Consider the following 25,932-nt stretch of genomic DNA (forward strand, 5'->3'; position numbering starts at 1 on the left):
TGCTAATATTTATATAAACTAGCTGTATAAAAGTAAAAATTATAATAAAAAAAGCTATGTCAGATTGAATTTAAAATACAATCTGATATAGCTTTGCTTATTTTGATGCCCTTTTTAACAATTCATCTGCCATCTTTTTATTTTTTTCAGTTCCTAAACCATTCTCATACATAAAGGCTAATGGTATACAAGCTTCGTAATCTCCATGCTTAACAGCATTACTATACCAATAAAAAGCTTCATCATTATTAACATCAACAGTATCTCCATTTAAATAAGCATATCCTAACATTCTCATTCCTAATGTATTACCCTTATATGCAAGTTTCTTATACCAAACATATGCATACTTATGATTTTCTATAGTTCCTAATCCATGTAAGTACATATTAGCTAATTTATGAATATCATATTCATATCCTTTATCAACAGATATTTTATACAAAGTAAAAGCCTTTTTATAATCCTGTTCTAAATACTGTCCTTCATAATACATATCCGCTAATCTACTTATTGCTTCAACAACCCCTGCTTCAGCTAATTTATTATAAATAACAAAAGCTTTTTCATAATCTTGCTCTACTGCTATTCCTTCATAATATATATGTGCTAATATAATCTCTACTTCTCTTTTTTGTACTTCATTTTTACACCTATTAATATTAGATTTTATTAATTCAAAGGATTTTTTATAGTCCTTTTCACAACCCTCTCCATAGTATAGCATAATAGCCATATTGAATATTCCTTCTATATTATCTTGTCTAGCAGCTTCTGCATACCAATTAAATGCTGACCTTAGGTTTTGCTTTATTCCATTACCATTTTTATAAAAATCAGCTAATATAACCATTGAATCAGTATCATTTTTCATTGCTGCTTCCTCAAAATATTTAGCAGCTTTATAATTATCCTGTAATACACCTTGCCCTTTTAAATACATTTTAGCCACTAACTTAATAGCAGTTATCTCTCCTAATTTAGCTAACTCCTTATAAATCTCAAAAGCCTTTTTATAACTTCTTTCTATTCCTAATCCATTATAATACATATGTCCGCAATTAATCATTGCTTCCTTATTTCCACTTTTACCTGCTTCATTAAACCAAAAAAAGGCCTTTTGATAATCTTGAGTCACTCCTTTTTCAAAATAATACATTTTTCCTAAAAGTAATTGAGCTGCTGGATAACCCTTATTGGCAGAAAGCCATGCATTTTTATATGCTCTATTATAGTCATCATCATTTTTTGCTTTTAAATACAATAGCCTAGCTTGTCTATATAATTCTTCCTTAGAATAAAGTTCATATTCTTCTTTTTCCTTAATTCTATTTTCTTCTAATACTTTTATTTTGCTTACTGCTTCATCATAATGTCTTTTATTAATAATATCTAAACTTACATATCTAGTATATGATTCAATACTATCCTCATTAAGTGCCTTTCTCCATTCCTCATTATCCAATTTATTATTATTTTCTAAGCATGCCCTATTCCAATTAATTTCTTCTTCATTTTCCTTTTGATTAATAAAATTTAATTCTTCTATTCTTTTTAAGGCTTCATTTTTATATTTATTATCACCTTTTCTTGTAATATAATTTTCATAACTTTCTATTGTATTAATAGTACATGCTTGCTTCCATTCAATATCCTCTAAATTTATATTAAATTTATCATAATACCATTTAACTATATATTTTAATCCTTCAAATGCCCATTCTGCATCATCATAGGTAACTTCATCAAGCTCATTTTCCTGATAATGAGTACCCGTATTTCCCCATAATCTTGTGCTATTAAACCTATCCAATATTCTTTTATCTATTATTCCTTCTTTAAAAAGAATATTTAAAGAACCATTTAACGTTTCTTTCCCTTTACTTAATCCATTGCTTTTATATAAATGTGCACATATTGCTTCACAAGCCCTTCGTCCATTTGTAATAGCATCTTCATAATTGTCATTTAGAAAATACTCATAAACTTTAAATAATACTCTGCAACCTTAACTAATTCCCTACTATATGTATTATCATATGCTGTTATTTTTATTATTGCATTACATAACTCAAATAAATATTCTTCCTTTTCCAATACTCTCTCTTTTACTTTCACTTGTTTATCCTCTTACCATTAACTTAACTTTTATTTCTTTTGAAGCATTTGTATCATCACTATTTATAGTCCATTAATAGATATGTGCAAATCTTTTACTTCGTCCATCACCACATACAGGACATATTAAATGCCATGGATTTATATTGTCATTTCCTTCTCTTGATATATCATTAGTATTATTTTCATTATATATTGGTAAATGATAATTATCCCTATGCTTAATTAATTTATGTCCGCTATTAGCTTCACAATGATTTTTCACCCAAAACTCGCTACATCTTTTACAAGTATAATAATATTTTTCCTTTTTACCATAAGTAAGCCTTGTTTCTATATTAATTTCTTCGACTTCTCCACATTCCCAACAAATAGAATAAGATCTAAATTGATTAGAACTTAAATGATATTCACTTAATAACCTTAAGAATTTATTTAAATTACTAATATCTGAAGGAACTAGATAAAAGGCTCCATAACTATGAGGCTTTAAGCTATCTGCTATAGCTTCTCTTTTTATATTATCTCCTCCCCAATCTACATACCTTTTATAATTATGACTATGAACTATCATAGAACAAATTGGTTCATTTATAGTATCTTCAAAAGTCTTTATATACTTTTCTATAGCCACATCTTTTATATCCTTATGATATATGACTTCCCCTTGAGAATCATAATTTCTATATTTAGCATCTAAATATGCTCTTTTTTCAATAATAGTTTCTCCTAATTTATCTTTAAGAGTATATATAAATTGATAATCTGGAGTTTTAAACTTCTTTCCATCATAATAAACCCTTCCTTCATAAATAAGATTAAGTGTTAGCATATATCCATTTAGTAATTTTTTCTCAAAAACAAATTCTAATTGCTTTTCACTAAATGGCTCCTTTAGTTCCATAAAATTATTTAATGAATATGCTACTTCCTTATGATTCAATAAAGTAAATTTTTGCTTACCTATTAATATCTGTACTATTTTAAATAAACACCATATTTCATATATATCACTAGTTGACTTAATTAATATAGCCCTTGGACTTTTCATATTTAATAATAAAATATTATTGTTAAGCTCTTTTATAAGCTTATATATTCTTCTATATGATGGATTATTAATAAATACCTGTGTTAATTTAACATTGTAAATTTGTTTATCATTAATATTTTTAAACATACTTACACTTAGCATTTTATCTATTCTTTTTTCTAAGGAGTTCCATACTTCTCCATAAGAGACTCTCTCTTGAATATTATCTATTTCTTCCTCTTTACCTACTATAGAGTCAAGCATTCCTAATATTTCATCTTCATTATCATCTCTCATATACTTTTTCAAAAACTCTATCTTTTCTTCCATAGAATAATTTCTTCTAATAGATTTAACACCGTCAGCATATATAATACAATTACAATAAAATTCCCCATTTTTGCTTTGTTTTTTCTCTCTTTTATAATCATTAATATTCATATCTATAAATGTTGGTAGATTATTAATGGGCTTTTCTTCAATAATATTTATAAATGATAACATTTCATCAATATTATTAGTATATAAAAACACCTTTAAACCGTGCTTACTAATCTTCATTTCTTTTTCATTAAAATAACTATATCCAGCTGCTATATTTTTACCTATAGAAGTAAACTGTAGTCTAAACTTCTTTTTAGAGTAATCAAACATAATCTTTATAGACATATCATCAATCTCAGCATTTTTAAATATTCCTAATCTACAATTTGATTTTACATTAAGTCTATTAGGTAACTTGCTAACCCTTTTTATTAGCTCATATTCTAATGCTTTCTTATCCTTAATTTCTTTTCTTTTAGCTTCAACTGAAATATTAGTTATTTGTTTAAAGTTATCTTTCACTTTTTTAATATTATTTTTTTCTTCTATAATATAATCATCATAAAATTCTTTATAGCTTCTTACCTTTTCTTTTAAAGTACATAAAACATATTTAATTACTCTATTTTCATATACATCTAAGTTTTCAGAGTAATTAACAGCTGTAAATGAATTTTTATATGGATACATACTTTTTTCTATTAAAGTTTTACTAGTCATCTTATTTATCTGATTATAACTTTTCTTAATATACTCTTGCGTTAATGAAGATATTGGATTCTTATTTATTATATTTATGCTTTTTTCTAACTCACCTATAATCTTTTCAATATTTTCCTTCTTAGTTACCCAAAGTTCACCAATCCCAACCTTACTTTTATCATTAAGAATAATATCTTCCTTAATTTCTCTTAGTTCACGAATCATTTTTAAATAATCTTCATAAGACAAAGATGAAGGCAATACTAATATTGGAATAGTCTTTTCTATTACACTATTATCTTTTCTTATTATTTCAATAAAAAATCTACCTGATGTATCATTTGCTAATCCTAATGTTCTAACTATATTACCATTATCTTTATAAAAATAATCTGTATCAAAAAACAAATTATTTTTAGGGCAATATCTTAAATAATCAACTTCTTGATCTTTATTTGTCACTTTAATCCTTAAATAAAAATCATTAATATTCTCATTATTTTCTAATACTGGCTCAAATGCAATTCTATATCTTTTTTTTGGTGAATTAATTCCTTTACCCACATAGTGAGTTTTAATTATCCACCCTTCACTTCTTTCTTCTCCTAAAATAGTTCTATCTTCATATTCTTCTTTTGGTAGCTTAGTGATATTAGCTATTTTTAAAACCTTATATCTTGGATCTATTTTTATACCTTTTGGAAGCATACTAATATCTTCTTCCTTAGAGTAAGAAATACTTATCATATGAGAAATTAATTTCATAATATCCTACCTCCAGAAAGTTAATATCCCACATTGCTTCCAATAGCTTATCATCTTTGAAAATATACTTTTAGCAATAATAGTATTAGATAAACTCTTTTCAAAATCCTTTATTAAGCTTTCATTTTCAAAATCTATCTCCACGCTTATTTTAGGTAAAATCTTAGCAGTTACAATAGCATCAAATATATTATTTTCACTAATAATTTCAGAACCATATAACTCATTTACCTGTTGTCTTATTCTATTAGTTAATGTAATATCAAATTTTCTTAAAAGCAATTCCAAAGCATTTAACTCTTCTCTTAATTCCTTAGATAATATTTTAGTATTTCTTTTAAAACAATTAGCTTTTAGATATAAATTTTCTTTACATTCTATTCTGTCATTTTCAATTTTATTTTTTAAATCTTCAACTAATTTTATGCTATAAGGATTAATCTCCATAATATAGCTTCTATCCACAACCTTAGGACTAAGACTTTTCGTTGTTTCATCTTTATTAATAGTTCCTACAAATCTAATATTACTTGGAATTTTAAATTCATTTTTATATGTATTAATGGATTTCCATTGTTTTTTTAATTTATAATACTCATTAATATCTATATTTTTTAATAAACTTATACCTTCTTCCACATTTAAGGCATTTTCTTCTCTTTTATTAGTAAATAGCTCTATCTTAGAAAAAATTTCTTCTCTCGCTTCTTCATACAAGTTTTTACTATATAATGTAATTATATTATCCTCTGATTGAAGCTTACTTAAAAATTCAGAGAAATAATATTCAACATGAGCTAAATTCATTTCATCTAAGCATATAATATGTAACTGCTCTGGATTATTCTCAGCTTCAATTATTGCATCTAAAAATGGAGTAGAAATATAAGTTCCTTCTATTGGATTGAAAAATCCTAATAAATCCTGATTATCTGTCCAATTAGGTTGAACAGAAATAATTTTTAGCTTTGCAGCAATAGCATTGCAAAAACCTTCCACTAAGCTAGTTTTTCCTGTGCCAGGTTGTCCACTTAAAACTACTAATTGATTTGTACATAATCCAGCATAAAACTGTTCCAAAATTTCTTTACTATAATATAAAGGCTTTTCTTCCCTAGAAGCTAAATAGCTTTGAATATACTCGATATACTTATCTTTAGATATCTTAGTCTTTCCTCGTACAGCACTTTCTTTGTTATTATTTTCAAAACTAAATCCGTATTTCTCAAAAGTTTTTTTAAGCTCTTCTTTTTCACTTAACTCTTTATTTATAGTTTTCAAAAGTAATTCAATTTCATCTATTTTTTTAAATTCCTTCTTCTTTTTAGCTTCTAATCTTTTAAGTTCCTTATTCCCAGTTTCCCTTTTATCCAAAAGTCTTTTTCAAATTCCTCTTTTCTTTTAGCTAATTCATTTTCAACTTCTTCTATTTTTTTATTTAATTTTTCTTCTATATATACATCTTGTACTATATAATTTATATTCCCAACTATTTTCCTATTTTTAAACTGTTCTATAATGTCAGTCTTAGAAATCATATCTATATTTTCTGTATTAATTAGCTTAGATATATTTTTACTATCTGTTATTATAGGATTATAATTACTATTTTTATTTATTCTGAATTTAAAAACTACTTTATCTCTATAGTCTATATTAAAAGTTTCACTTTCAATCATACATTTTACTTTTAATTGTTCTACTTCATTAAAAGGATTTTTTAATATTTCCTGATTTCCTATTGCCTGAATATCTACTATTCCCATGTAACTTTGATTTTTATTATAAACTGTTCCAATTAAATACGGCTCATCTATTCCCCAGTATTTCATTAACTCTTTCAGCTGTTCTTCTGTACTCTCTAATTCTTTAAACTCTTTTATATTCATAACCTTTTCCCCTTATCTTGTGTAATATAATCTTATGGAGTATTATACCATAATTTCATTATTTATCTTGTATGTTTCCTTCCTCTAATAATCTCCCTGCTGAATTAATATTTGATTAATTCTTAAAGTTTCCTCCCAAGAACCATCATCATCATAATCATCCTGCTTATTATCTCTTTTATTGTAATCATACTCATCCCATTCATAATTTGAATCATCAGGTGCAAAATCTCTATAGTCAAATATATCATCAATTTCCTCTTGAGATTTCTTTATCCATTGACCTCTTCCCTTATTATTTAATATAATATTATGCCATCCCACGTAATTTTCTAAACCATTTCTATATTCTTTAAAGCACATCTTTTCTAAAATTTCAGCTTCCTCTGGTAATATTCCCTTTGTGTGCATTATATCTAAAATTGTGTTTCTTCCTCTTTGTCTATCTGTAGTACTTAATATCTCTGCGTAGCAATATTCCTCTCATATAAAATTTTTAATAGCTATCCCAACAAAGTATCTTTTTCTTTCCTCAATCTTCATTAATATACCCTCCTAATTTTTATTAACAGTTTTAGTAAGCCTTCAATTAATCTTTGAAGACTTACACCTCCATACAATAAATTAAATTTACTCCTCCATAATAGGCTCTTGTAATATAATTTCCCCTTCTTCTTCATTAGTTGCCACTTCAGAAGGATATTTCATTTCTAGTAAATCTCCTATTCCAAAACCTCTCATATGCTCTGTTAAATGATTAATTTCATCAGTTAATATATCAAGAAAATCACTATAATTTCCTTTAATAATATCTTCTACTTCTATTTTCCTCTTCATTGGAAAAACTAATCTATATCCTTCTTTTTCATACATCTTAGCTGCTTCATTTAAGTTTTTCTTTCCAGAATTCATTAATATAACTTGCTCAAGTTTTTTCTTAGCATCATTAAATTCTCCCTCTGCTACTCTGTATCTTGCAACTGTTTCAAATAAATCCATATCGCCTTTATTTAAATACCTAACTATATTTGAATACTGCTCAACTTCTTTATTTTCATTAACATAATCATAAACATCCTTCATAGTCTCATATCTATAACTTAATACAAGCTTTGAAAAATCCGAATTGTATTCACTTAAATCTACTCTTCCTGATTTTATCTCATCACTTTCAGCAATAACTCTAGCAATACTTGATACTAATTCAAATGAAGTATTAATTATCGCCCCACTTTCAATTCTTGAAATATATGTTGCACTTTTTCCAACCTTTTCTGCTAACTCCTTAGCCTGCATACCTATAGCAACTCTTATTTTTTTTAATTCTGTATACCACATATAAACCTTCTCCTCTTCACTTATTTAATTATTTAATCTATATAATTTCATTTTCTATTTATTTTCTACATATATAAAGCAACAAATTGATCAACTATCTTAAATCTTGAACTTTCGTTATCAAAGGTATTAACTACTCTCTTATATCCAACATTATAAGTATCATATCTTTTAAAATATTCAATTGTTGCATTACCATTATCATCATAATAGAAATTAGGTGCTTCAACTATTAAGTTATCTTCCTTAATTAGAGTTCTTTTACTTATTAGCTCATATTTATCATCAATGTTGCAAATTTCATTTAACTTGTTATTTAATAATACCAACTGCAAATAAGCTTCTGGGCTATTATCACTCTCTATTGCATCTAAATAACTTCTTTCTGCTTCATTAAATCTTAAACTAACTATCTCAAAATCATTAGTTACTAAATTATCAGAAGTTATGTTAGGTAAAATATCTTTATCTTTAAAAGCAAATATCATTCCCTTTTCTATCTCTTCAATCTTCACTTTATAAATTTGTAAAGTATAGCCTTCTTTTACCTTCAACTTATTATAATTCTTAACTATTTCATTTACATTAATACTACTGCTTAAAGCTTTCACTTCTATGTTTTCTTCATTTAAAACTATATTAAGACTTTTCCAATTTTCACTTTTACTATCCTTAATTTCATATATATTAAGCTTTTCATTTAACTTTAAACCATCATTAATACTTAAACTAGCAGGCATAAATGTTATCTTATTTGATTTCTTACTATTCCAAATTGATTCCTTCTCTGCTAAAGCTTTATTTATATCTTCCTCATTATTACTAACATAAAATCCATTATTGTTTAATAAAATACTATTCATTTCTAAAAAGCTATTAAAACCAAGCTCATTTAAAAATTCATCTCCATCATTTATTGCATTCATATATATATCCTTTATATTTTCCATACCAACCCCCCCCAAAATTAACTTATGAATATAATATAATTCAGATTTACATATTTGTAAAGTATTTTTCATTATAAAAATTACACATTTATAAATTTATATGATTTTAAACTGTTTTCTCTAAAAAACTACCCGCGGGGTCAATCCAAATATTGGATTGACCCCGCGGGTATTTCGTTAAAAATCCACAACTCTTGAATATCGTCCCTGCCATTTTACTGCACAAGTTCCTCTTTCACCATGTCTATTTTTTAAAACCACAACATTCATACATTCTGGGTTATTTTCTGCATTTTTAGAGTTGTATTTTATCTTTCCTTTTTTAAATAAACTTTCTCTATACTCTTATCATCTAGTTTAATATTTCTATAAAGAGCAATAACCTGATCACTGTCTTGCTCAATTCTTGCGCTATCTTGAATATCTGATGCATCTATTTTTTCAATTGCCATATCTGAAGTTCTTTTATCAACACTTCTATTTGCTTGCGCTAATAAAACAAAACAAATATCTTCTTCCATAGCTAATGTTTTTAACTTTGAACTAATTTTGCCAAGCTTATTTGTCATAATATCCTTGTCCGAAAAATCCACATACTTATTTATATAATCAATAAAAACAATATCTAAAGAATTTTGAAGCTTATAAACTTTAATTTCATTAATAAACTTATCAATATCTGTTTCTGTTGAAATATAAAAACCTCTATTAAAAAGCCTGCCCATAAAATCACAAATACCATCCTTAGCTTCTTTTGTAATTTTATCTTCATCAATTTCCTTACTAGACAAGGATAAATTACTTGCTGCCATCTTACTATAAACCTGCTTTGTACTCATTTCTGCACTACCATAAAGAACTTTAGCTCCTTTAAAAGCCATATTTGCTGCAATTTGAAGAGAAAAAGTAGTTTTACCAACACCACTTCTTGCAAAAATCGTTACAAGTCTTCCTCTTTGAAAATTACCAAGATAACTATCTAAATAAATTAATCCACTACTTATTCCTTTATTTCTATCAGCATCATAAAGCCATCTCATATATTCTTCATACTGCTTGTCTATATTAATTTCCTTCTTAATTTGGCACTTATGAATATTAATTTGAAGCATTTCAACTTCAGCTTCAATCTCCTCAATAGACATACTATCTGTAATCTTACCTACCATATCAATATACAAGCTCTTTTTATATGCCATAATAAACAAATCAAGCTTTGTATTAAAACCAATTTCACTAGAATTACAAGAGTAAATTTCAGAAACATAAGTTATACTATCCATTTCTCTTATATTTTCCTTGTGATACTCCAAAAAATTAACTAAATCAATCTCTAGCTTATTAGAAACCATTTCTAATATTCCAACATAAATCCTAACATGAGGCTTATATCTAAACATATAAGGCTTAATTTTCTCCCTAGCAGTAATTATCAACTCAGAATTCTTAAGTATAGCACCTAATATCTCCTGCTCCAAAACAACTTGATTACTCTCCAACATAAAACAATCCTCCCTAAATTCCTAACTACTAACCCCTAAATAATAGTTATAATCAACCATCAATGTATTGTTCTATGTCAAGACAATGGTCATCTTCTTCTTGATCTTTATAATTTAAATCTAAATAACTAAGCCAAATATCACCCTCACAACAAAATCTACTTATACCATTTTCTTTAACCAAAAAGTTTTCCAAAGTCCATCTTAAGTTATAATAATGCTTGCTTTTAAAAACCTCGCTATAATTATTAATAGCAGCTATAATTTCTTCTTCGCTATACTTAGTTAAAGCCCTAGATATACAATCTATAACTTTTACATTCAAAACTCTAACTACTCCGAGTTTTTTACTATTCCAATGATTTAAAATATTAATATATAATTTATTATTTATATTATTATAATTATTATTATTTATATTATTATCTTTAAATCTTTCTATTTCATTGTCATTATTATTAGAAATACTAGCAGTAATTTCAGTAGTACTAGCATTTTTACTATGAGTATTTTCAGCAGTACTATCTATTTTACTATGAGTAAATTCATCACTACTTTTACTTTCACTACTAGTATTTTCAACAGTACTATGATTCCTACTATTAGTATTTTTATAATTGCTCTCCACTTTACTAACTGCAATTTCAGTAGCAACATCATTTTCATTGATGAAATTCCCAATAACACTAATCTCTTTACTACTATCTAATTTTTCCTCTATATTATCCTTTAATAAATAATCCTTAATTAACTTATATTTATTAACAGTTCCACTTTTTCTAATGATTTCAATATATCCCTTACCCTCTAAAGCTTTTAATATTTTTGCCATCTTTACTTTATTTTTAGAACTTAAATATTTTAATAACAACTCATAAGGAGCTTTCACACAATTGTTTTCATCATTTAAACTATTTAAAGCAATTAACATAAGCTTTTCATCATTAGAAATATTAATATCACTTAAAATACTATCTATAATCAAACTATACATATATCTAACACTTCCCTTAATACCATATAATACCCTTAATTTTTTCAAATTATTGGTTGTTATTCTAATAAAAATATTTGAAAAAATATACATATTAAGGTAAAATGTTAGTTGAAGACAAACATTAATACATTAATATGTACTTAATGAATCTTAAGCAATGGTAGTTGCCGCTACTGTTGCTCTTTTTTTATTAAAATACTTTGTTTTAAATCAAATTCTCTTAAAACTCTAATACCTCTACTGCAGTCTTTTTTTCTAGATATATATCCTAATCTCTCAATCTTAACCAAATTATCATGAACAGAAGATGTTGACTTCATTCCTGAAAGCTTACTTATTTCTCTAATAGTTGGGGGTATCCCTTCCCTATTCATATAATTAATAATTTCCCGTAATATTATTTCTTGATTCTTACTTAACACACTATCACCTCCTAAATACATTATACCTGAACACCAGTTCACATTTCAATAGTTTTCTGTTATTTTATTACATTTTTCTTTTTCTCTTTATATTATGAGCCTTCAAAACTTACATAAAAGCTTCTTCACATTCTCTAATAAGCTTGTTCACTTTCATATCATAAACTGTACTTTCCCGTAAATTAGGTTGTATACATATAAGAGAAATAGTATTTGACTTAGTAATCTTTGAAAAAATCTTAGCTGCTCCAAATGCCATAAGTCTTAGCTCCATATCTTCCTTTGGACTTAGCCTATCATAATCAAATGATGATATTTTTATAACTTCTATTTTTTCTTTACCTACTATAACTACATCAACTATTTTAGATATGGAAATCTCATTAATATTTATGTTAACCTTTACACCAATAAAAATATTACTTCCTTTATCATTACAAAAACTTTTACTTACAATACCATCTAAAATTTCATATGCTATATTTCCCAAAGTATTTGCAAATTTATTAAACCTTTTATCCTCAGTTATTTTTATTAATTTTTCACTATAATCTTCATAATCTTGAAGCTTTAACTTCTTTCCTAACCTTGCCTTAGCATAGTTGGCAATTAGCTTGTTATCTTCCTTAAAATTATTGAAACAATTAATTTTATTTACTATTCTATACTTCTCCATTAAAACTCTCCTTAACCCCTTTCTTTATAATTTTTTCATAAATAAACCAACTTTAAATTTATCATTTTAATTTTTCTAAATAAAAAAAAGGCTATATTTATTCTATAACCTAATTTTACCATAAATTAAACTTTTTTCAATAATTTTATGTTTATTATTTTATATTTTTTACTTTCATCTTCATTTTTTACAATTAAGACTAACATTTGTTCCTTTTTTTATTTTATTTTTTAACTTTAATCTTCAAAATATCTAATTAAGGAACATTTGTATTGAAAATTTTTTTGTCCTAAATCTCAGGAACTCCTCCAAATATACCACTTAAATATTTTTGTGAATAGCTTTCAGTTTGTCTTACCTTCTTATCACTTAATCTATTTAAATAGCTTTGTCCATAACTATCCCTATCTACAAGCCAAATTTCATCTCTTCTAATATCTTTTTCAATTAAATTTGTATTATGTGTAGTGCAAATAAGCTGGGCATTTAATGGATTACTTTCTTTATTATAAAACTTGTCTATTATAGCTTTAAGTAAATTAGGATGAATAACATTTTCTATTTCATCAACAACCAAAATTCCACCTTCATCTAAAACCTTAAATACCAAAGGTAACAATTCAAAAATATTAATTGTTCCATGAGATTGCTCTTCAAAAAATGGTACTTTAATTTCCCCTACAACTTCATTATTCTTATAAATATTATGAATAGCTTCAACAGATATACTAGCTTCATTTTCATTAAATATAACATTTAGCTTCTTTATAGTTGGATCTGCTACTTTTATAATTTCTAAATACTTATTAAGCTTTCTTCAGTATATTCACTTTCACTTAATATATTTAAGGATTTAAATTTAGACATATTTATCACTATTATTTTATTTATAGCTTCAATTATTTTGTTGGCCAATTTATTATTTAAAATATTAGCCATAGATAAACATAAGGCCTTTTCCCTTACAATATGAATGTTAGGTTTAAAGCTCAAAAGTTCACCCTTTAATTCTATATCCTCATATCTTTCAGATGTTCTATTTAATATTAATTCTCTTCTTTTAACCTTTTTATATAGCTTTTCTTCAATAATTATATTATTTAAAGTTTTAAAACTATAGGTATATAAAATATCATCTATTAATAACTCTATACAAAAATAAATAGGGATACTTTCATACCCAGCTTCAAATTTAAAATAATTATCCTTTCCTTTAAGATGACTTTTAAATAAATTCATTTTCAAAGACTTTTCACATTAAATGCTATTATAGGTGATAAAGCTATAATACTCTTTAACCAACCTATAGCTCTACAAAAATTAGTCTTTCCAGAACCATTTGCCCCATATATGTAAGAAACTTTATTATAAACTTCTTCCTTTTCCTCAAATGTATTTCTTTCTAAATACTCTTTTTTACTATAATCAATTTCCGTTGTAAAACTTATCTCATCCTTAAAAGATTTAAAATTACTTACATAAAAAGATTTTAAAATTACTTTTTCCATATTCATCACTCCAGTAAATTCTCTACCATATAACAATAATACTTAAAATTATATTAAAAAGTTTCCGTATAGGAAACTTATATATATTTTATATCACTTTAGTATATTACTTTGTCATTTTCTGTCGTTTTTTAATAAAATTTACGTCATATTAGCTAACCAATCACCAGCTGCATTAATTGCTGTTCCTACTAAGATATTAGATATGACTCTTCCTACTATTTTACCTATGAAATATCCTATCTCATCTCTGTCAATATCAAAATAACTAGTTATCATTGCTAACTCATATACCTTATTTAATCTTATTAACATTATAGATAAATATAAAATTATTTTATAAAATTTACCAATATATATTTTAAATAAAGTTATTTATTTAATTTTATAATAGATTTATTAAATACATTTCAATATACTTGTGAAAAAAAGTGGTAAGCTTACGCTTACCACTTTAAATTCATTTAATATTCAGCATTATAAGAATTACTTCTTCTTATTGAAACGTACTCCTCCAAGCATTAATGAAACACCTGTAATTAATGAAGCAATTACTCCAGCACCATCTCCTGTGTTTGGTAATTTTGTAATATTTGAATTACCCTTGTTTGAAGATCCTGTATTTGAGTTACTTCCATTTGAAGTTCCCCCATTTGAAGTTCCTCCATTTGAAGTTCCTCCATTTGAAGTTGAATCATCCTTATCTGAGTTGTTATTATCATCTGAGTTATCCTTATCAGAAGTATCATCATCAGTAGTGATATCATTTACAGTTACCTTAAATTCTGCAGTCTTAGTAACATCATTTTCTGTATATGTTACAGTTATAGTTTGCTCTCCTACTACATAGCATCATATCCTTCTATAGTAGCGATTTCTGTAATATCTCTAGTATAATCATCTATATCATATTTAGCAGTTACGCTTAATTCTAACTCTTCACCCTTTTTATAAGTAGTTTTACCTTCTACTTCTAATGATTGTAATTTTGATGCTTCTAAAGTCTCTGGAAGTTGTACCCCTAATAATTGAGATAATGTTAAAGCTTTTAAGTCAAGCGGTTCATAAGTTTTATCTTCTCTTAACCATCCTGCATTACCAACTAATTCAATTGGAGTCTTTCCTAAAGCTTCAGCTGCAATTAATGATTGAGTGTAATATAATAATGAAGCTCTCTTTAAGTGATATTGACTACTAATCATTGAGATTGTTGAAATATCATATTGATTATATAAAATATTAAATGTATTTTGAGCATTTTGAACTGTTGTCATAGACTTATCTTCTATAATAAGTCTACTTTCATCAAAGTTTAACTCATTTACCATGTAATCTCTCATTTGTCCTGCTTCAGTAACCTCTTTATTATCTGCTGCAGTACCACCACCTGCTAATACAACATATGCATTAGGATATTTCATAGCACTTTCATATGCAACTTGGCAACGACCCTTTAACTCGTCTTGCATACTTCCATCACTATTTAGGGCATATCCTAAAACAACAAAAGCATGCTTGTTTGTATCTGGAAGTCCATCTGGAGCTACCCCTATACTTTCTACCATTGAATTTTCTGTATAATCCCAGAAATCTATTACTTGTTTTAATCTGTTATACTCCTTTTCAGAAACTGACTTAATAGAATCAAATGTTCTTAATATATCAGTAGATTGTCCAGTTTTGTAATAATAAATTAACTCTGCTTTTAGCTCCTCTACACTTTTTTCTACAGTCATTACTTGCTCATTTGTAATAGTTGAAGCAAAAACTGGCATTGAAAAACCAACTGATATACTTGTCGCTACAACCATACTACAAATAAATTTACATTTTTTATTCATTAATTTTTCCTCCTCAAAATCGGAATAATATTATACTAATCATAAATGACTTTTAATATATTCCTTTCTCTCTAATACTCATTTTTAGCGTTTTATGTAAAGGTTTTACATCGCATTATAAATAATATCATAGTTTTTTTCAAATTTCCAACTTTTTCTGTATACATTTTCATTTATTTTTCTACATTATTCTACATTATTCTACATTATTTTATATAATATATATTTTGTTATTGCTATTTTTTATTCTTATTTTTTAATTATTTACTATGTAAAATCCAGTTTCTTAAATGCTTGCTCCAAATAAAAGCATACATAAATTAACTGAAATTTTCCCTCAAAAAATATGCAACAAATAGTAACTATAAATCTAAATGTAGAAGAATCCTAAATAAAACCTTCATTTCTCGCATTAACAGTTATAAAAGGAAATATTATTAATTATATACTATATACTCTATAATAGCACTTACCTTATTGGCTCTAAAAGTCTTGCTGTTACTACTGTTCTTGCACCATCATATTCAAAGCTACATGTTACCAAAGTTATTAGACTACTGATTCCATCTTCATCAACTATATCTTCAGCATTTACATCCCTATAAAATATTGAGTTACCTTTTATTTCTTCCATGTATTTATTCATATCATCTTCATTTTCAAAATCAAAAACAATATTAGCCGCATCATCTTTTACAACAAATATTGAAAATATTTCATACTGATAGCTTATCCCATTTTTAAGTATAGTTATATATGGATTTTCATTGAAGTAAGTTTCATCCTTAAGATTTACTAAATCATGAAACATACTTTCATCCTTCATGTGATGTCCATATATCCATATGTTTTCATCATTTTCTATATCATTTCTATAATCAATAAAAATACTTCCTGGATAATAATAGTCTCCATTAAAATCCGTAGATAAATATATATCATTATCTGGGCCTTGCATTACTGGATAATTAATATTGGTATTAGGCATTTGTATCCACATTTTATATTCATTATTTTTTGACTTTAAAGTATTCTCACTTGCTAATAGCTCTTCATTAACTACTCTCTCAGCCTTTGTTTCCTCTTCTACTATCTCATCCTCTACTCTAGGAGAATTTATAACTATAATTTCATTAGGAATTTCTTCTCTTCCCTTCTTTTCACCTAGCTTATATCCTCCAAAACCTATTCCTCCCATTACAAGAATGCATAATATAGTAATAGCTATTTTTTTCACATCCATCTCCCCCCCAAATTACCCTCTTTATTATTTTCATAATAAAATTATAACATTTTATACCAATTTTAAAAGTTATATTTTACCATTATATATTAGTGATATATAATAGTACCCGCGGGGTCAACCCAAATATTGGATTGACCCCACGGGTACTACTTTATTCTTTTTCATGTCTACCTTTATTAGTTTTTTTACTTTGTGCTTCATTAATATTGGTAATTTTTTTATTCTATAAAATACATTATATCTGTTATCTTTCTTTCCTTTCCATCTGATGGATTATTTAATACTTCCCCATTAAAATACAACGTTGTAGAACCTCCACCATCTAGGTTATATCCCCAGTAGCATCCCCTATTTTTAAGTTCCACTGCTGCATCATAAAGACTAATTCCAACAGATGCTTCACTTCTTCCATCTATAACTAATATTACATATTCTAAAGGTCCTTTTTGACCAATAACTGTTCTTGGAGCTAAACCTTCCTTATACCATGTATCTCCATAGTCTACAATTTCACCATGTCTTATTAAATCAGGTCCAAAATCATATGTATGCATTGCACCCTTTTCAACTAACTCATCTCCTGTTAATAGCTCATCATATATTCTAAAATCACCATCATTTTGAATAACAAGTGGATCACAATCTAACCATGTATCTCTATAAACTACTCCATCTCTTATTACATAACTACTTTTGTTAAACCCAGTAGCAGCCCCATTAATAGCTAATATTGCATTATGCCTCATTGCCATATCAGAAGTCCTTTCCCTATTTATTAAAGAAAATTTATCTCCTGCAAAAGCTGATTTAATCTGAGAACCATCACCTATATTTACATTTACTTCCCACATCTCCAAATTAGGATTACTTTTCTTTATTGGAGTTATGTTTATATTTAAAGTATCTGACTTATACTCAATTACTCCAGTTTCACCATTTCTATTTATATATATTTCATTTGATTCATTAAAAACTGTATTTGCTTCTTTTATCTTTGACTTTGAATAAATATTATTTACTATTTTATATCCTACTCCAACTACCATTATTAATAATATAATACTTAAACACTTTATTATCTTATTGACCATATTAACCCTCACTTAAATTTATTCTATATTAATTTTTATCATAGTTATCTCATTTATTAAAACAATAACCTATTCCAATTTTTATTAGAATAGGTTATTACTTAATTATACAATATTTTATTTTCTTTATTTACTAATATTTTTTTATTTAACAATTTAATTATAGGATTATATATTAGATTAATTAAATAAGATGATACTAAGCATAATATAACTAACCACGGAAATATTAAAAAACTATATTTAGGAGCAAACACTAATTTCTTAAAATAAATCATATAGAAAAACATATGTGTAAGCCACATATTAGTTGAATGATTTCCTAAATAATCTAATAATTTATTTAACCATTTAGGTTTATCCATCAAATTAAATATACATATAAATGCTATTCCTGTGAATACTGCAACAAATAAAGTTTCAACAAAACCATGAGCTATAATCATTAAAGCTATTAATATAACACCTAATATATTTTTATACTTTATGTTATTAGCTATATTATACAATTTACTATATATTTTCTTATGTGCAAATATTGCTCCAACTATAAATGGTAGCTGGGATGTTCCAAAAAGAGCAACCTGTCTAATACTCCAATTTAATACTTCATTATCAAACACTATAATACCTTTTATTCTTTGCACATATGCTACTACATAAAATACAAAGGATATTGTCATAATAATTATACTGTTATATTTAACAATAATTTTATTTATAATTGGTGATAGCAATACTAAAATTATATATGTTGTTACAAACCACCAAGCTCCATTATATGCTGGAGATATTGCTGTAAAAGTTAATAAAAATGTTTTTAAATCACCCGGATATTTATTTACTTGTCCGCTTATAAATCCTAATAATACTACAAACATAAAAAGTATTATCCAGTAATTAACATACAACTTCAATATTCTTATTAGATTATTTTTAATATACTTTTCTTTATTATTTTTATAACTAATAAATAACCCATATCCACTACAAAAACAATAAATAGCAACACAACAATCTCCAAATAGTGCTAAATAATAAACTAATGGTATATCTCCTATAAATATTAATGGAGTATATAAACCTTCATATGTTTTTGTACAAAATAAATGTAATAATAGCATAAAACTTATTGCTATGCCTTTAGTTATTTTTATCTGATTTTTTGTTAATTCCATTATTACTTTTCACCAAATTTCTTTCATTTAATGAATATAAATTCTTATATACTATTTCATTTAGTTTCAAATCTATATTGGTAAATATATTCTTCATTTTTCAGATATACCTTTAATTGCCCCTGTTCTAATAACTTCTATAGTAAGGGCTATTATGTGTATTATAATAATACTTTTAAAGCCATAAATTATAAAAAACTTACTAAAATAAAATAGCTGAACCCCTTTTATTCTATTGAGTTCAAGTTTATTTCAATATACCGAATATAAATACTATAATCGAACTCAATATTATATATTAAAATACTATATTTATTTCAAAGCTTAAACTATCTAACTCTTTTTATCATATTATAAATTTTAATCTTTAATCTAATACTTAAGGGATCTTTTAAACTTTTTATAACTAATTTATCAAATGGAGTTTTATTAATTCTTTTAAAGAAATAATCTCTTCTAGGATTACAATATGAAGATTTAATTGCTGAAGAATTATACTTTATAGCTTCATCAATATCAACTTCAGCTTTTTCAATGGAATCAGATATATTTCTAAAATTTTTTTTTCCTTTTTCTGAATTGATTAAAATAAGAGAAATTCCCTTATCATCATTCATATCTCTTCTAACATTTTCTATTCCCCAAAAATCAGCTAATGTTATATCACTTTCTCTATTGATAGATTTAAATTTACAATTATGACAAGATGGTCTTAAATAAATATCTCCTATAAATCCATCCATATATGAATTTTCATTTCTTTTAATTAAGATATCACTACTATCTTCAAACTCAACCTTAAAAGAATATGATTTCCATCCATAAGTCTTATCTCTAAAATTTATACCCTTTATATTGTTGTTTTTTTCAAATCTCTGCTTATATTTTCTCCAACTAATAGGTGATGGTACTCCATGACATATCAAGTCTACACATATTAAATTCTCATGCTCTTTTTGTAAATATCTTTTCAAACCACCAATCTGACAAGGTGTTCCAGAAAAAAGTACTTTTCTCCCCTTTTCTAAAAACATCTTAGCAAGACTATAAGTTTCTCCTATATTGCTCTGAACATATTTTGCTCCCCTAAATTGAGCTATTCCATATATATTATCAGTATAATCATGAACTACCTCAAACTCATTATTAAATTTTGCTCCAAATACAATCCCACCACTTTTAATTATTGACTCTGCAATTAATGTGAATACTCCACCTGAAGAACTCTCTTTTCTTATTCGCTCATCCTTATTATAGGCTGCTAATGCTATAGGATTGTTATCCATATTTCTATTGTTTAAAATAGGACATACTTTATCACATAAATTACACTTTATACAAATATCGTTATTAATTTTAGGATATTTAAATCCCTCATCGTCTTCAATCATATTAATACAATTTTTAGGACAAACATTTGCACATCCATAACATCCTGTGCAATCTTTTTTTTCTAATATATTAATCATATCGTTCTCCTACTAAAGCAACCTTTCTCATAACTCTAAAGAATAAACATAATATTTTATTGGTCGCATTATAATATAATATTTTATATTCTATATCATTAGCTTTATATTTCTTTAGCATTATATAATTTTCTTTTAATAATTTAATATCCTTTTTATAAAAAGCTAAATTCATTAAATACTTAGCATATACAATTTCAAGTCTCTCTAAATATTTATTAAGTTCATCATCTGATAAAATAATATTAAGCATATGTTTTCTTATCTGCTTATATCCTAATAAATTTTTAACTTCAAGATTAAAATCTCCTTTTAGTTGTGATAATGAATTTTCTTGTCTTATATATTTCATAAGTGGTTTATCTATAAATCCAGATTTCCCCTTATAAGCTAACGGAAGCAATAATTGCAAATTTTGACCATATTTAGATTCATAAATATTTCTATCCTTATAGAATTCAAATAGTTTTGAGCTTCTTAGCATATAACTTCCCGCCCAATTATTAGTTTTTGCTTCAATTAAATCATCAAATATATATATATTATTTTTTTCATCATCATTAACAACAAATAGGTTTGTTTCATTATTTAAGTTTTCTTCGCTAACATAATATCCATTTGTTCTTACAATATCATACTCTTTATTATCTTCTAAAAACCTTACCTTTTCTTCAATTGAATTAGGCATAAGATAATCATCTATATCCAATAATGTAAGATATTTTCCTGTAACATGCTTAAGGCCACTATTTATAGCCCCTCCTGCTCCTTTATTTTGCTGATATATATATTTAAATTTAATATTTTTTTCCTTAAACTTTAACCTTTCTAATTTAATTATTTCTTCTGATTTATCTACTGATCCATCATTAACTAAAATAACTTCAATATTATTATAACTTTGGTTTAAAATACTATTAAAACATCTATTAATAAATTTTTCTCCATTAAAGCAAGGTATTACTATGCTAACCATATTTTTTCTCCTAATTACACTATTACTTATTTCATTTACTATTAGCTTATAAAACTTTATAAGCTAATTTTCTAATAATATTTTTATTATTTTATAAAACTCATCTAACTTAATAATTCGTAACACTTGTTTTTCTCAAATATTTCATAATTGAAAATCAAAAGCTACTTTTTATTTCATTACTGTCTACTTTTTATTAAATTTATGACTATATCTAAAACATATTTAAATTCTTTACTTCTACTAAATATAATAAAATTAATAAAATTAGGTAAAATAATACATATAATTGCCTTAATCGCAATATTTACAAAAGGATTTACTATATTTATCAGCTCACATATATAATAAGAAATAATCATGTGTAAGATTCCCATGAATACATAGATAAAATATTTTTTAAAATAATGAAAAACTGATTTTTTAAAAACTTTTTTGAAGATTACCAACGGCCTATACCAATCTGCAGTTAAAAGACTTCCAATTATACTTCCAAGAACTACTCCAAACACGCCAAAATATTTTGCTAAAACTACTGATGAAGCTAAGTTTATAATTGAAAATCCAAATGGAACCCATATATCCTCTGTGTAAATACCTGCAGCACTCTTCATTGTTATTATAGGCATTCTTAATCCTGTTAAGAAATTATTTATTACAATAACAGCTACTACAGGAAAAGAAAATAAATATGATTCTCCTATCCAAATTTTTATAAAAGGATTAAATAAACATATAAAGCATACCGCTTCAAAACTATACAATACAAATGAAATAAAAAACAATACATCAAATATTTCTAAACACTTATCTTCATTTTCTTTAGCCACTAGATTTCCAAAACCAGATGTTATTGCTCCAAATAATATTCCAATATATCCATTAACTAGATTTCTTAACATGATATAATTAGAGTAAATACCTACTGATACCAAGCTTATAAATTTAGAAATTATAAGATTATCCGTTGAATTTACACAAAAATCACCTATTTTAGCTGATATTAATCCGAATATATTTTTCTTAATTATTTTACTTTCATTTTCTGGGATTTTATCTTTTGAGTTAAAATTAATATCCTTATATTCATTAGTAATAAATCTATTTTGTAAATAATTAAGTAATATAGATGAAGCTATTTGTAAAAATAAATATCCTATATAATTTTTGAATATTAATAAATATATAATTTGTAAAATTTCAGTTGTTGTATTAATTTTTAATTGAATTGGAACTATTTTATATGCATTTTGGTCTGATGAAATTAAAGTCGTTTTATATGATAGAAAATATCCAACAACTATATTTATTAAATACATAAAATAAATATAGCCTATTTCTGGTGGTTGCTGACTTGGATCAACGAAAAAATCTAAATAATTATATAATATTGTTCCTATTACTAATATTACTATCCCTATTACTCTATAAGCCTTTCTATATAAACTCATTAATGAACTAATAAGTTTAGTATCATTATTAGCTATAGGCTTATATAAACTAAATCCTATAGCAGTACTTATTCCTAATTCAGAAATAGACAATAATCCAAATATATTTTGTAATAATCCTGATATTCCTAAATACGTAGCCCCTAATGTATATATAAAAACTGTTCTGGATATAAATCCTAAAATGCTTATGATAATATTGTTTGATAGTGCAAAAAAAATGTTTTTTATAGACTTTTGTACCCTCATTTTATCTTCCTTTTTTTATTCATTCATTAAAATTTTTAATTCTTTTGCTGCATCCAATGATTTTTCTTTATATGAAGACATAAATTTATCCAAATGTCCTTTTATTTTATCTTCATTACACTTCATCCATTCAAATGCTCTTGTTAAATCTTTTTCACTTTCTAGTGCTTGTACTGGTATAACATAATTCTCATATTCTCCAAATATATCCTTAGCTATTCCTTTTGCTTTTATTGAATATCCTACTACTAAAGTTGGAACACCTGTAGCATAAGCTGCTATTGTAGAGTGTGTTCTTGCTCCAATAAACATTCTACATCTTGATATATATCCCTTTAAAACTTCACAATTATCATCTTCTATTACTATCACCCTACCAGTATGTTTAAATTTATTATATAATTCCATAGATGGAATCCTATCATCATTATTATCTTCCCAAATTACATGTGGAATAAGTGCAATATTCATATCAGTATTTTTAATTATATCTTCTATTAATACTTCATAATTTTTCATAGTAATTCCACTTATTTTTTCATTTTTCATTATCATAGGGCTTATATTTATACCTACTGTATTACCTTCTATAAATCCCTTTGGTAAGTCCTTATTAATCTTATTTAGTTGAAAAGCAGGATCTGGATATAATTTCACATTTGCACCTATATCTTCTAACGCACTTAATGTTAATGTTTCTCTAGTAATAATCAAATCATAGTTTCTTAAATCTTCTGCCATTTCTTCATCTATTTTACTTGGTTCGACTGAGCATCCCCATAAAACAGTTTTTATACCTTTTTTTCTTAGCATATTATGTAACATAGTAAATCTTTGGTATCCTGGATAACAATAGTTATCTCCCCCAATTGATAATGCTATTGTACTTTTATCTTGTCCATAAAATGTATCTCTATATTCTAACTCTTCTGATTTTAGTCTATTATTAAATAACTTTATATTTAAATACGCATTAGCATATGCTAATGTTAATTTACTAACTCTATTTTTTTCATCAACAACATTAACAACCTTATCTAAGTTATACTTTTTATCCTCATTTCTTCCACCTGATGCTAATGTAACAATTGCATTATCATATTTATTTCTTAATATTTTAGCTGTTGATCTTACTATTGCCTCACATCCATGATTTCCACTTCCATTATGTCCATATAAAAAGAATCTATTTTTACTCATACTTACCTCCAAATTTCTATTTACCAAATTTTTTATTCATAATAAATTTATATATATTGCATGAATAGGATAATACTATAAATACTATTTTCTCATTACTATTAATACTTTTATTAATTATTAACTCTCTTCTATATCTAGCTAATAATTTTTTCGTTTCATTCATATATAAAACACTACTCTTTTTCTTCCACTTACTATCTATTTGTTTTTTATCAGAAATATACTTAATAACTTGAGAAATTACTCCGTAAAATGAAGTATCCCATATACTTGGAATTTTTAACTTTATAAATTCTAAAATATCATAGGCAGCTTTTATACTATCTCTACTTGGCTCTTTAATAAACTTAGCCATAGCACCTATGCCCTCTCTATGTAAGTAATAATATCTACATCTAGTTGTAAATACAACATTACCAGCTTTGTATATAGCTTTATAACTAAAAATTAAATCTTCATATACTTTTAATTCTGGAAAATACAAATCATTTTCAAATAAAGATTTGTGTATTAATTTACCACAAGGTCCACCATTTAAATTTTTAAATTCAAATAATTCCTTTAAAGCTTTAGTAGAAGAATAGATTCCATTCTTCATTTCCTTCATTGAAATTAAAGTACCATCTTCCTTTACAGATCGTATTCCACATATACTCATTTTTACATTATTATTTACACATTCATCATATAAAACCTTCAAATAATTCGAATCAATATAATCATCACAATCAATAAAGCATATATATTCTCCTACTGCACTATTAATTCCTATATTTCTTGCATTACTTACTCCAGAATTATTTTGATGTATTACATTTATTCTTTGATCCTTCTTGGCTAATTCCTCACATACTTGTCCACTGTTATCACTTGAACCATCATTTACTACTATTATCTCAAATTCCTTTAAAGTTTGTTTTTGTAAGTTTTTTAAACAACTTTTTATATATTTTTCTCCATTATATACTGGAACTATAACACTAATTTTAACCATATTATTTACC

General features: G+C 25.6%; 27 protein-coding genes. All 27 read right to left on the reverse strand.

What is annotated here, in order from left to right; all coding sequences use genetic code 11:
- Positions 1 to 97 precede the first annotated feature (97 nt).
- Complete coding sequence (locus tag HMPREF0216_RS01565; protein WP_341349462.1) at positions 98 to 1,948, reverse strand: DUF4145 domain-containing protein; 1,851 nt, start codon at positions 1,946 to 1,948, stop codon at positions 98 to 100.
- Between the two features lie 20 nt (positions 1,949 to 1,968).
- The gene (locus tag HMPREF0216_RS16945; RefSeq protein ID WP_005210358.1) at positions 1,969 to 2,118 is read right to left on the reverse strand and encodes a hypothetical protein; all 150 of its coding nucleotides are present in this window, start codon (positions 2,116 to 2,118) and stop codon (positions 1,969 to 1,971) included.
- Positions 2,119 to 2,191: 73 nt separating this feature from the next.
- Entirely contained in the window at positions 2,192 to 4,942 is a 2,751-nt protein-coding gene (locus HMPREF0216_RS01570) for a DUF2357 domain-containing protein (RefSeq protein WP_005210359.1), read from the reverse strand.
- 6 nt (positions 4,943 to 4,948) lie between these two features.
- Positions 4,949 to 6,316 (reverse strand): McrB family protein, encoded by a 1,368-nt coding sequence (locus HMPREF0216_RS01575; protein ID WP_005210360.1) that lies wholly within the window; start codon positions 6,314 to 6,316, stop codon positions 4,949 to 4,951.
- Entirely contained in the window at positions 6,274 to 6,831 is a 558-nt protein-coding gene (locus tag HMPREF0216_RS16145; RefSeq protein ID WP_005210361.1) for a hypothetical protein, read from the reverse strand. The genes HMPREF0216_RS01575 and HMPREF0216_RS16145 overlap by 43 nt, the downstream gene beginning before the upstream one ends.
- Before the next feature lie 84 nt (positions 6,832 to 6,915).
- Complete coding sequence (locus tag HMPREF0216_RS01580; RefSeq protein ID WP_005210362.1) at positions 6,916 to 7,242, reverse strand: hypothetical protein; 327 nt, start codon at positions 7,240 to 7,242, stop codon at positions 6,916 to 6,918.
- A gap of 219 nt (positions 7,243 to 7,461) precedes the next feature.
- Entirely contained in the window at positions 7,462 to 8,169 is a 708-nt protein-coding gene (locus HMPREF0216_RS01585; protein ID WP_005210363.1) for a helix-turn-helix domain-containing protein, read from the reverse strand.
- Positions 8,170 to 8,234: 65 nt separating this feature from the next.
- Complete coding sequence (locus tag HMPREF0216_RS01590) at positions 8,235 to 9,119, reverse strand: hypothetical protein (RefSeq protein WP_040418505.1); 885 nt, start codon at positions 9,117 to 9,119, stop codon at positions 8,235 to 8,237.
- Positions 9,120 to 9,296: 177 nt separating this feature from the next.
- Positions 9,297 to 9,389, reverse strand: coding sequence for a DnaB-like helicase C-terminal domain-containing protein (locus HMPREF0216_RS17555; RefSeq protein ID WP_242824708.1), 93 nt, complete (start codon positions 9,387 to 9,389; stop codon positions 9,297 to 9,299).
- A 38-nt stretch (positions 9,390 to 9,427) separates the two neighbouring features.
- On the reverse strand, positions 9,428 to 10,621 hold the full coding sequence (locus tag HMPREF0216_RS01595; RefSeq protein ID WP_005210365.1) for a DnaB-like helicase C-terminal domain-containing protein: 1,194 nt from the start codon (positions 10,619 to 10,621) through the stop codon (positions 9,428 to 9,430).
- A gap of 52 nt (positions 10,622 to 10,673) precedes the next feature.
- Positions 10,674 to 11,615 (reverse strand): hypothetical protein, encoded by a 942-nt coding sequence (locus HMPREF0216_RS01600; protein WP_040418507.1) that lies wholly within the window; start codon positions 11,613 to 11,615, stop codon positions 10,674 to 10,676.
- Positions 11,616 to 11,788: 173 nt separating this feature from the next.
- Positions 11,789 to 12,040 (reverse strand): LexA family protein, encoded by a 252-nt coding sequence (locus HMPREF0216_RS01605; protein ID WP_051040641.1) that lies wholly within the window; start codon positions 12,038 to 12,040, stop codon positions 11,789 to 11,791.
- 109 nt (positions 12,041 to 12,149) lie between these two features.
- On the reverse strand, positions 12,150 to 12,716 hold the full coding sequence (locus tag HMPREF0216_RS01610) for a DUF2800 domain-containing protein (protein ID WP_005210374.1): 567 nt from the start codon (positions 12,714 to 12,716) through the stop codon (positions 12,150 to 12,152).
- A 289-nt stretch (positions 12,717 to 13,005) separates the two neighbouring features.
- The gene (locus HMPREF0216_RS16645; RefSeq protein ID WP_083875346.1) at positions 13,006 to 13,509 is read right to left on the reverse strand and encodes an AAA family ATPase; all 504 of its coding nucleotides are present in this window, start codon (positions 13,507 to 13,509) and stop codon (positions 13,006 to 13,008) included.
- 2 nt (positions 13,510 to 13,511) lie between these two features.
- Positions 13,512 to 13,955: a hypothetical protein gene (locus tag HMPREF0216_RS16155; RefSeq protein WP_005210378.1), complete on the reverse strand. Its 444-nt coding sequence runs from the start codon at positions 13,953 to 13,955 to the stop codon at positions 13,512 to 13,514.
- Positions 13,956 to 13,957: 2 nt separating this feature from the next.
- Positions 13,958 to 14,224 (reverse strand): hypothetical protein, encoded by a 267-nt coding sequence (locus tag HMPREF0216_RS16160; protein ID WP_051040644.1) that lies wholly within the window; start codon positions 14,222 to 14,224, stop codon positions 13,958 to 13,960.
- A gap of 141 nt (positions 14,225 to 14,365) precedes the next feature.
- On the reverse strand, positions 14,366 to 14,503 hold the full coding sequence (locus HMPREF0216_RS16950) for a hypothetical protein (protein WP_157464279.1): 138 nt from the start codon (positions 14,501 to 14,503) through the stop codon (positions 14,366 to 14,368).
- Between the two features lie 207 nt (positions 14,504 to 14,710).
- Positions 14,711 to 15,052, reverse strand: a complete 342-nt coding sequence (locus tag HMPREF0216_RS18220) for an LPXTG cell wall anchor domain-containing protein (RefSeq protein ID WP_147576209.1) — start codon at positions 15,050 to 15,052, stop codon at positions 14,711 to 14,713.
- 14 nt (positions 15,053 to 15,066) lie between these two features.
- Complete coding sequence (locus HMPREF0216_RS01620) at positions 15,067 to 16,065, reverse strand: YdcF family protein (protein WP_005210383.1); 999 nt, start codon at positions 16,063 to 16,065, stop codon at positions 15,067 to 15,069.
- Positions 16,066 to 16,534: 469 nt separating this feature from the next.
- Positions 16,535 to 17,302: a class B sortase gene (gene srtB / locus HMPREF0216_RS01625; protein WP_169317564.1), complete on the reverse strand. Its 768-nt coding sequence runs from the start codon at positions 17,300 to 17,302 to the stop codon at positions 16,535 to 16,537.
- Between the two features lie 227 nt (positions 17,303 to 17,529).
- Positions 17,530 to 18,402 (reverse strand): phosphodiester glycosidase family protein, encoded by an 873-nt coding sequence (locus tag HMPREF0216_RS01630; RefSeq protein WP_051040646.1) that lies wholly within the window; start codon positions 18,400 to 18,402, stop codon positions 17,530 to 17,532.
- A 101-nt stretch (positions 18,403 to 18,503) separates the two neighbouring features.
- A complete protein-coding gene (locus tag HMPREF0216_RS01635; RefSeq protein ID WP_005210386.1) occupies positions 18,504 to 19,580 on the reverse strand; it encodes an acyltransferase family protein in 1,077 nt (358 codons plus the stop codon).
- Between the two features lie 329 nt (positions 19,581 to 19,909).
- Positions 19,910 to 21,049, reverse strand: coding sequence for a Coenzyme F420 hydrogenase/dehydrogenase, beta subunit C-terminal domain (locus tag HMPREF0216_RS01640; protein WP_005210388.1), 1,140 nt, complete (start codon positions 21,047 to 21,049; stop codon positions 19,910 to 19,912).
- Complete coding sequence (locus tag HMPREF0216_RS01645; protein ID WP_005210390.1) at positions 21,042 to 22,025, reverse strand: glycosyltransferase family A protein; 984 nt, start codon at positions 22,023 to 22,025, stop codon at positions 21,042 to 21,044. The genes HMPREF0216_RS01640 and HMPREF0216_RS01645 overlap by 8 nt, the downstream gene beginning before the upstream one ends.
- 179 nt (positions 22,026 to 22,204) lie before the next feature.
- On the reverse strand, positions 22,205 to 23,725 hold the full coding sequence (locus HMPREF0216_RS01650; protein ID WP_005210392.1) for a lipopolysaccharide biosynthesis protein: 1,521 nt from the start codon (positions 23,723 to 23,725) through the stop codon (positions 22,205 to 22,207).
- Positions 23,726 to 23,740: 15 nt separating this feature from the next.
- Positions 23,741 to 24,925, reverse strand: coding sequence for a polysaccharide pyruvyl transferase family protein (locus HMPREF0216_RS01655; RefSeq protein WP_040418509.1), 1,185 nt, complete (start codon positions 24,923 to 24,925; stop codon positions 23,741 to 23,743).
- 16 nt (positions 24,926 to 24,941) lie between these two features.
- Positions 24,942 to 25,922 carry a glycosyltransferase family 2 protein gene (locus HMPREF0216_RS16170; protein WP_005210395.1) on the reverse strand — a complete coding sequence of 327 codons (981 nt, stop codon included), beginning with the start codon at positions 25,920 to 25,922 and terminating at the stop codon, positions 24,942 to 24,944.
- Positions 25,923 to 25,932 lie beyond the last annotated feature (10 nt).

It is taken from the genome of Clostridium celatum DSM 1785, from assembly GCF_000320405.1.
Classification (GTDB): domain Bacteria; phylum Bacillota; class Clostridia; order Clostridiales; family Clostridiaceae; genus Clostridium; species Clostridium celatum.

Coding starts and splice junctions, on each gene's coding strand:
- HMPREF0216_RS01570 (WP_005210359.1), bottom strand. CDS start 4,942: ATGAAATTAATTTCTCATATGATAAGTATTTCTTACTCTAAGGAAGAA.
- HMPREF0216_RS16145 (WP_005210361.1), bottom strand. CDS start 6,831: ATGAATATAAAAGAGTTTAAAGAATTAGAGAGTACAGAAGAACAGCTG.
- HMPREF0216_RS01580 (WP_005210362.1), bottom strand. CDS start 7,242: ATGCACACAAAGGGAATATTACCAGAGGAAGCTGAAATTTTAGAAAAG.
- HMPREF0216_RS01585 (WP_005210363.1), bottom strand. CDS start 8,169: ATGTGGTATACAGAATTAAAAAAAATAAGAGTTGCTATAGGTATGCAG.
- HMPREF0216_RS01590 (WP_040418505.1), bottom strand. CDS start 9,119: ATGGAAAATATAAAGGATATATATATGAATGCAATAAATGATGGAGAT.
- HMPREF0216_RS17555 (WP_242824708.1), bottom strand. CDS start 9,389: ATGAATGTTGTGGTTTTAAAAAATAGACATGGTGAAAGAGGAACTTGT.
- HMPREF0216_RS01595 (WP_005210365.1), bottom strand. CDS start 10,621: ATGTTGGAGAGTAATCAAGTTGTTTTGGAGCAGGAGATATTAGGTGCT.
- HMPREF0216_RS01600 (WP_040418507.1), bottom strand. CDS start 11,615: ATGTATAGTTTGATTATAGATAGTATTTTAAGTGATATTAATATTTCT.
- HMPREF0216_RS01610 (WP_005210374.1), bottom strand. CDS start 12,716: ATGGAGAAGTATAGAATAGTAAATAAAATTAATTGTTTCAATAATTTT.
- HMPREF0216_RS16155 (WP_005210378.1), bottom strand. CDS start 13,955: ATGAATTTATTTAAAAGTCATCTTAAAGGAAAGGATAATTATTTTAAA.
- HMPREF0216_RS16160 (WP_051040644.1), bottom strand. CDS start 14,224: ATGGAAAAAGTAATTTTAAAATCTTTTTATGTAAGTAATTTTAAATCT.
- HMPREF0216_RS16950 (WP_157464279.1), bottom strand. CDS start 14,503: ATGATAACTAGTTATTTTGATATTGACAGAGATGAGATAGGATATTTC.
- HMPREF0216_RS01620 (WP_005210383.1), bottom strand. CDS start 16,065: ATGAATAAAAAATGTAAATTTATTTGTAGTATGGTTGTAGCGACAAGT.
- HMPREF0216_RS01630 (WP_051040646.1), bottom strand. CDS start 18,402: ATGGTCAATAAGATAATAAAGTGTTTAAGTATTATATTATTAATAATG.
- HMPREF0216_RS01635 (WP_005210386.1), bottom strand. CDS start 19,580: ATGGAATTAACAAAAAATCAGATAAAAATAACTAAAGGCATAGCAATA.
- HMPREF0216_RS01640 (WP_005210388.1), bottom strand. CDS start 21,049: ATGATTAATATATTAGAAAAAAAAGATTGCACAGGATGTTATGGATGT.
- HMPREF0216_RS01645 (WP_005210390.1), bottom strand. CDS start 22,025: ATGGTTAGCATAGTAATACCTTGCTTTAATGGAGAAAAATTTATTAAT.
- HMPREF0216_RS01650 (WP_005210392.1), bottom strand. CDS start 23,725: ATGAGGGTACAAAAGTCTATAAAAAACATTTTTTTTGCACTATCAAAC.
- HMPREF0216_RS01655 (WP_040418509.1), bottom strand. CDS start 24,925: ATGAGTAAAAATAGATTCTTTTTATATGGACATAATGGAAGTGGAAAT.
- HMPREF0216_RS16170 (WP_005210395.1), bottom strand. CDS start 25,922: ATGGTTAAAATTAGTGTTATAGTTCCAGTATATAATGGAGAAAAATAT.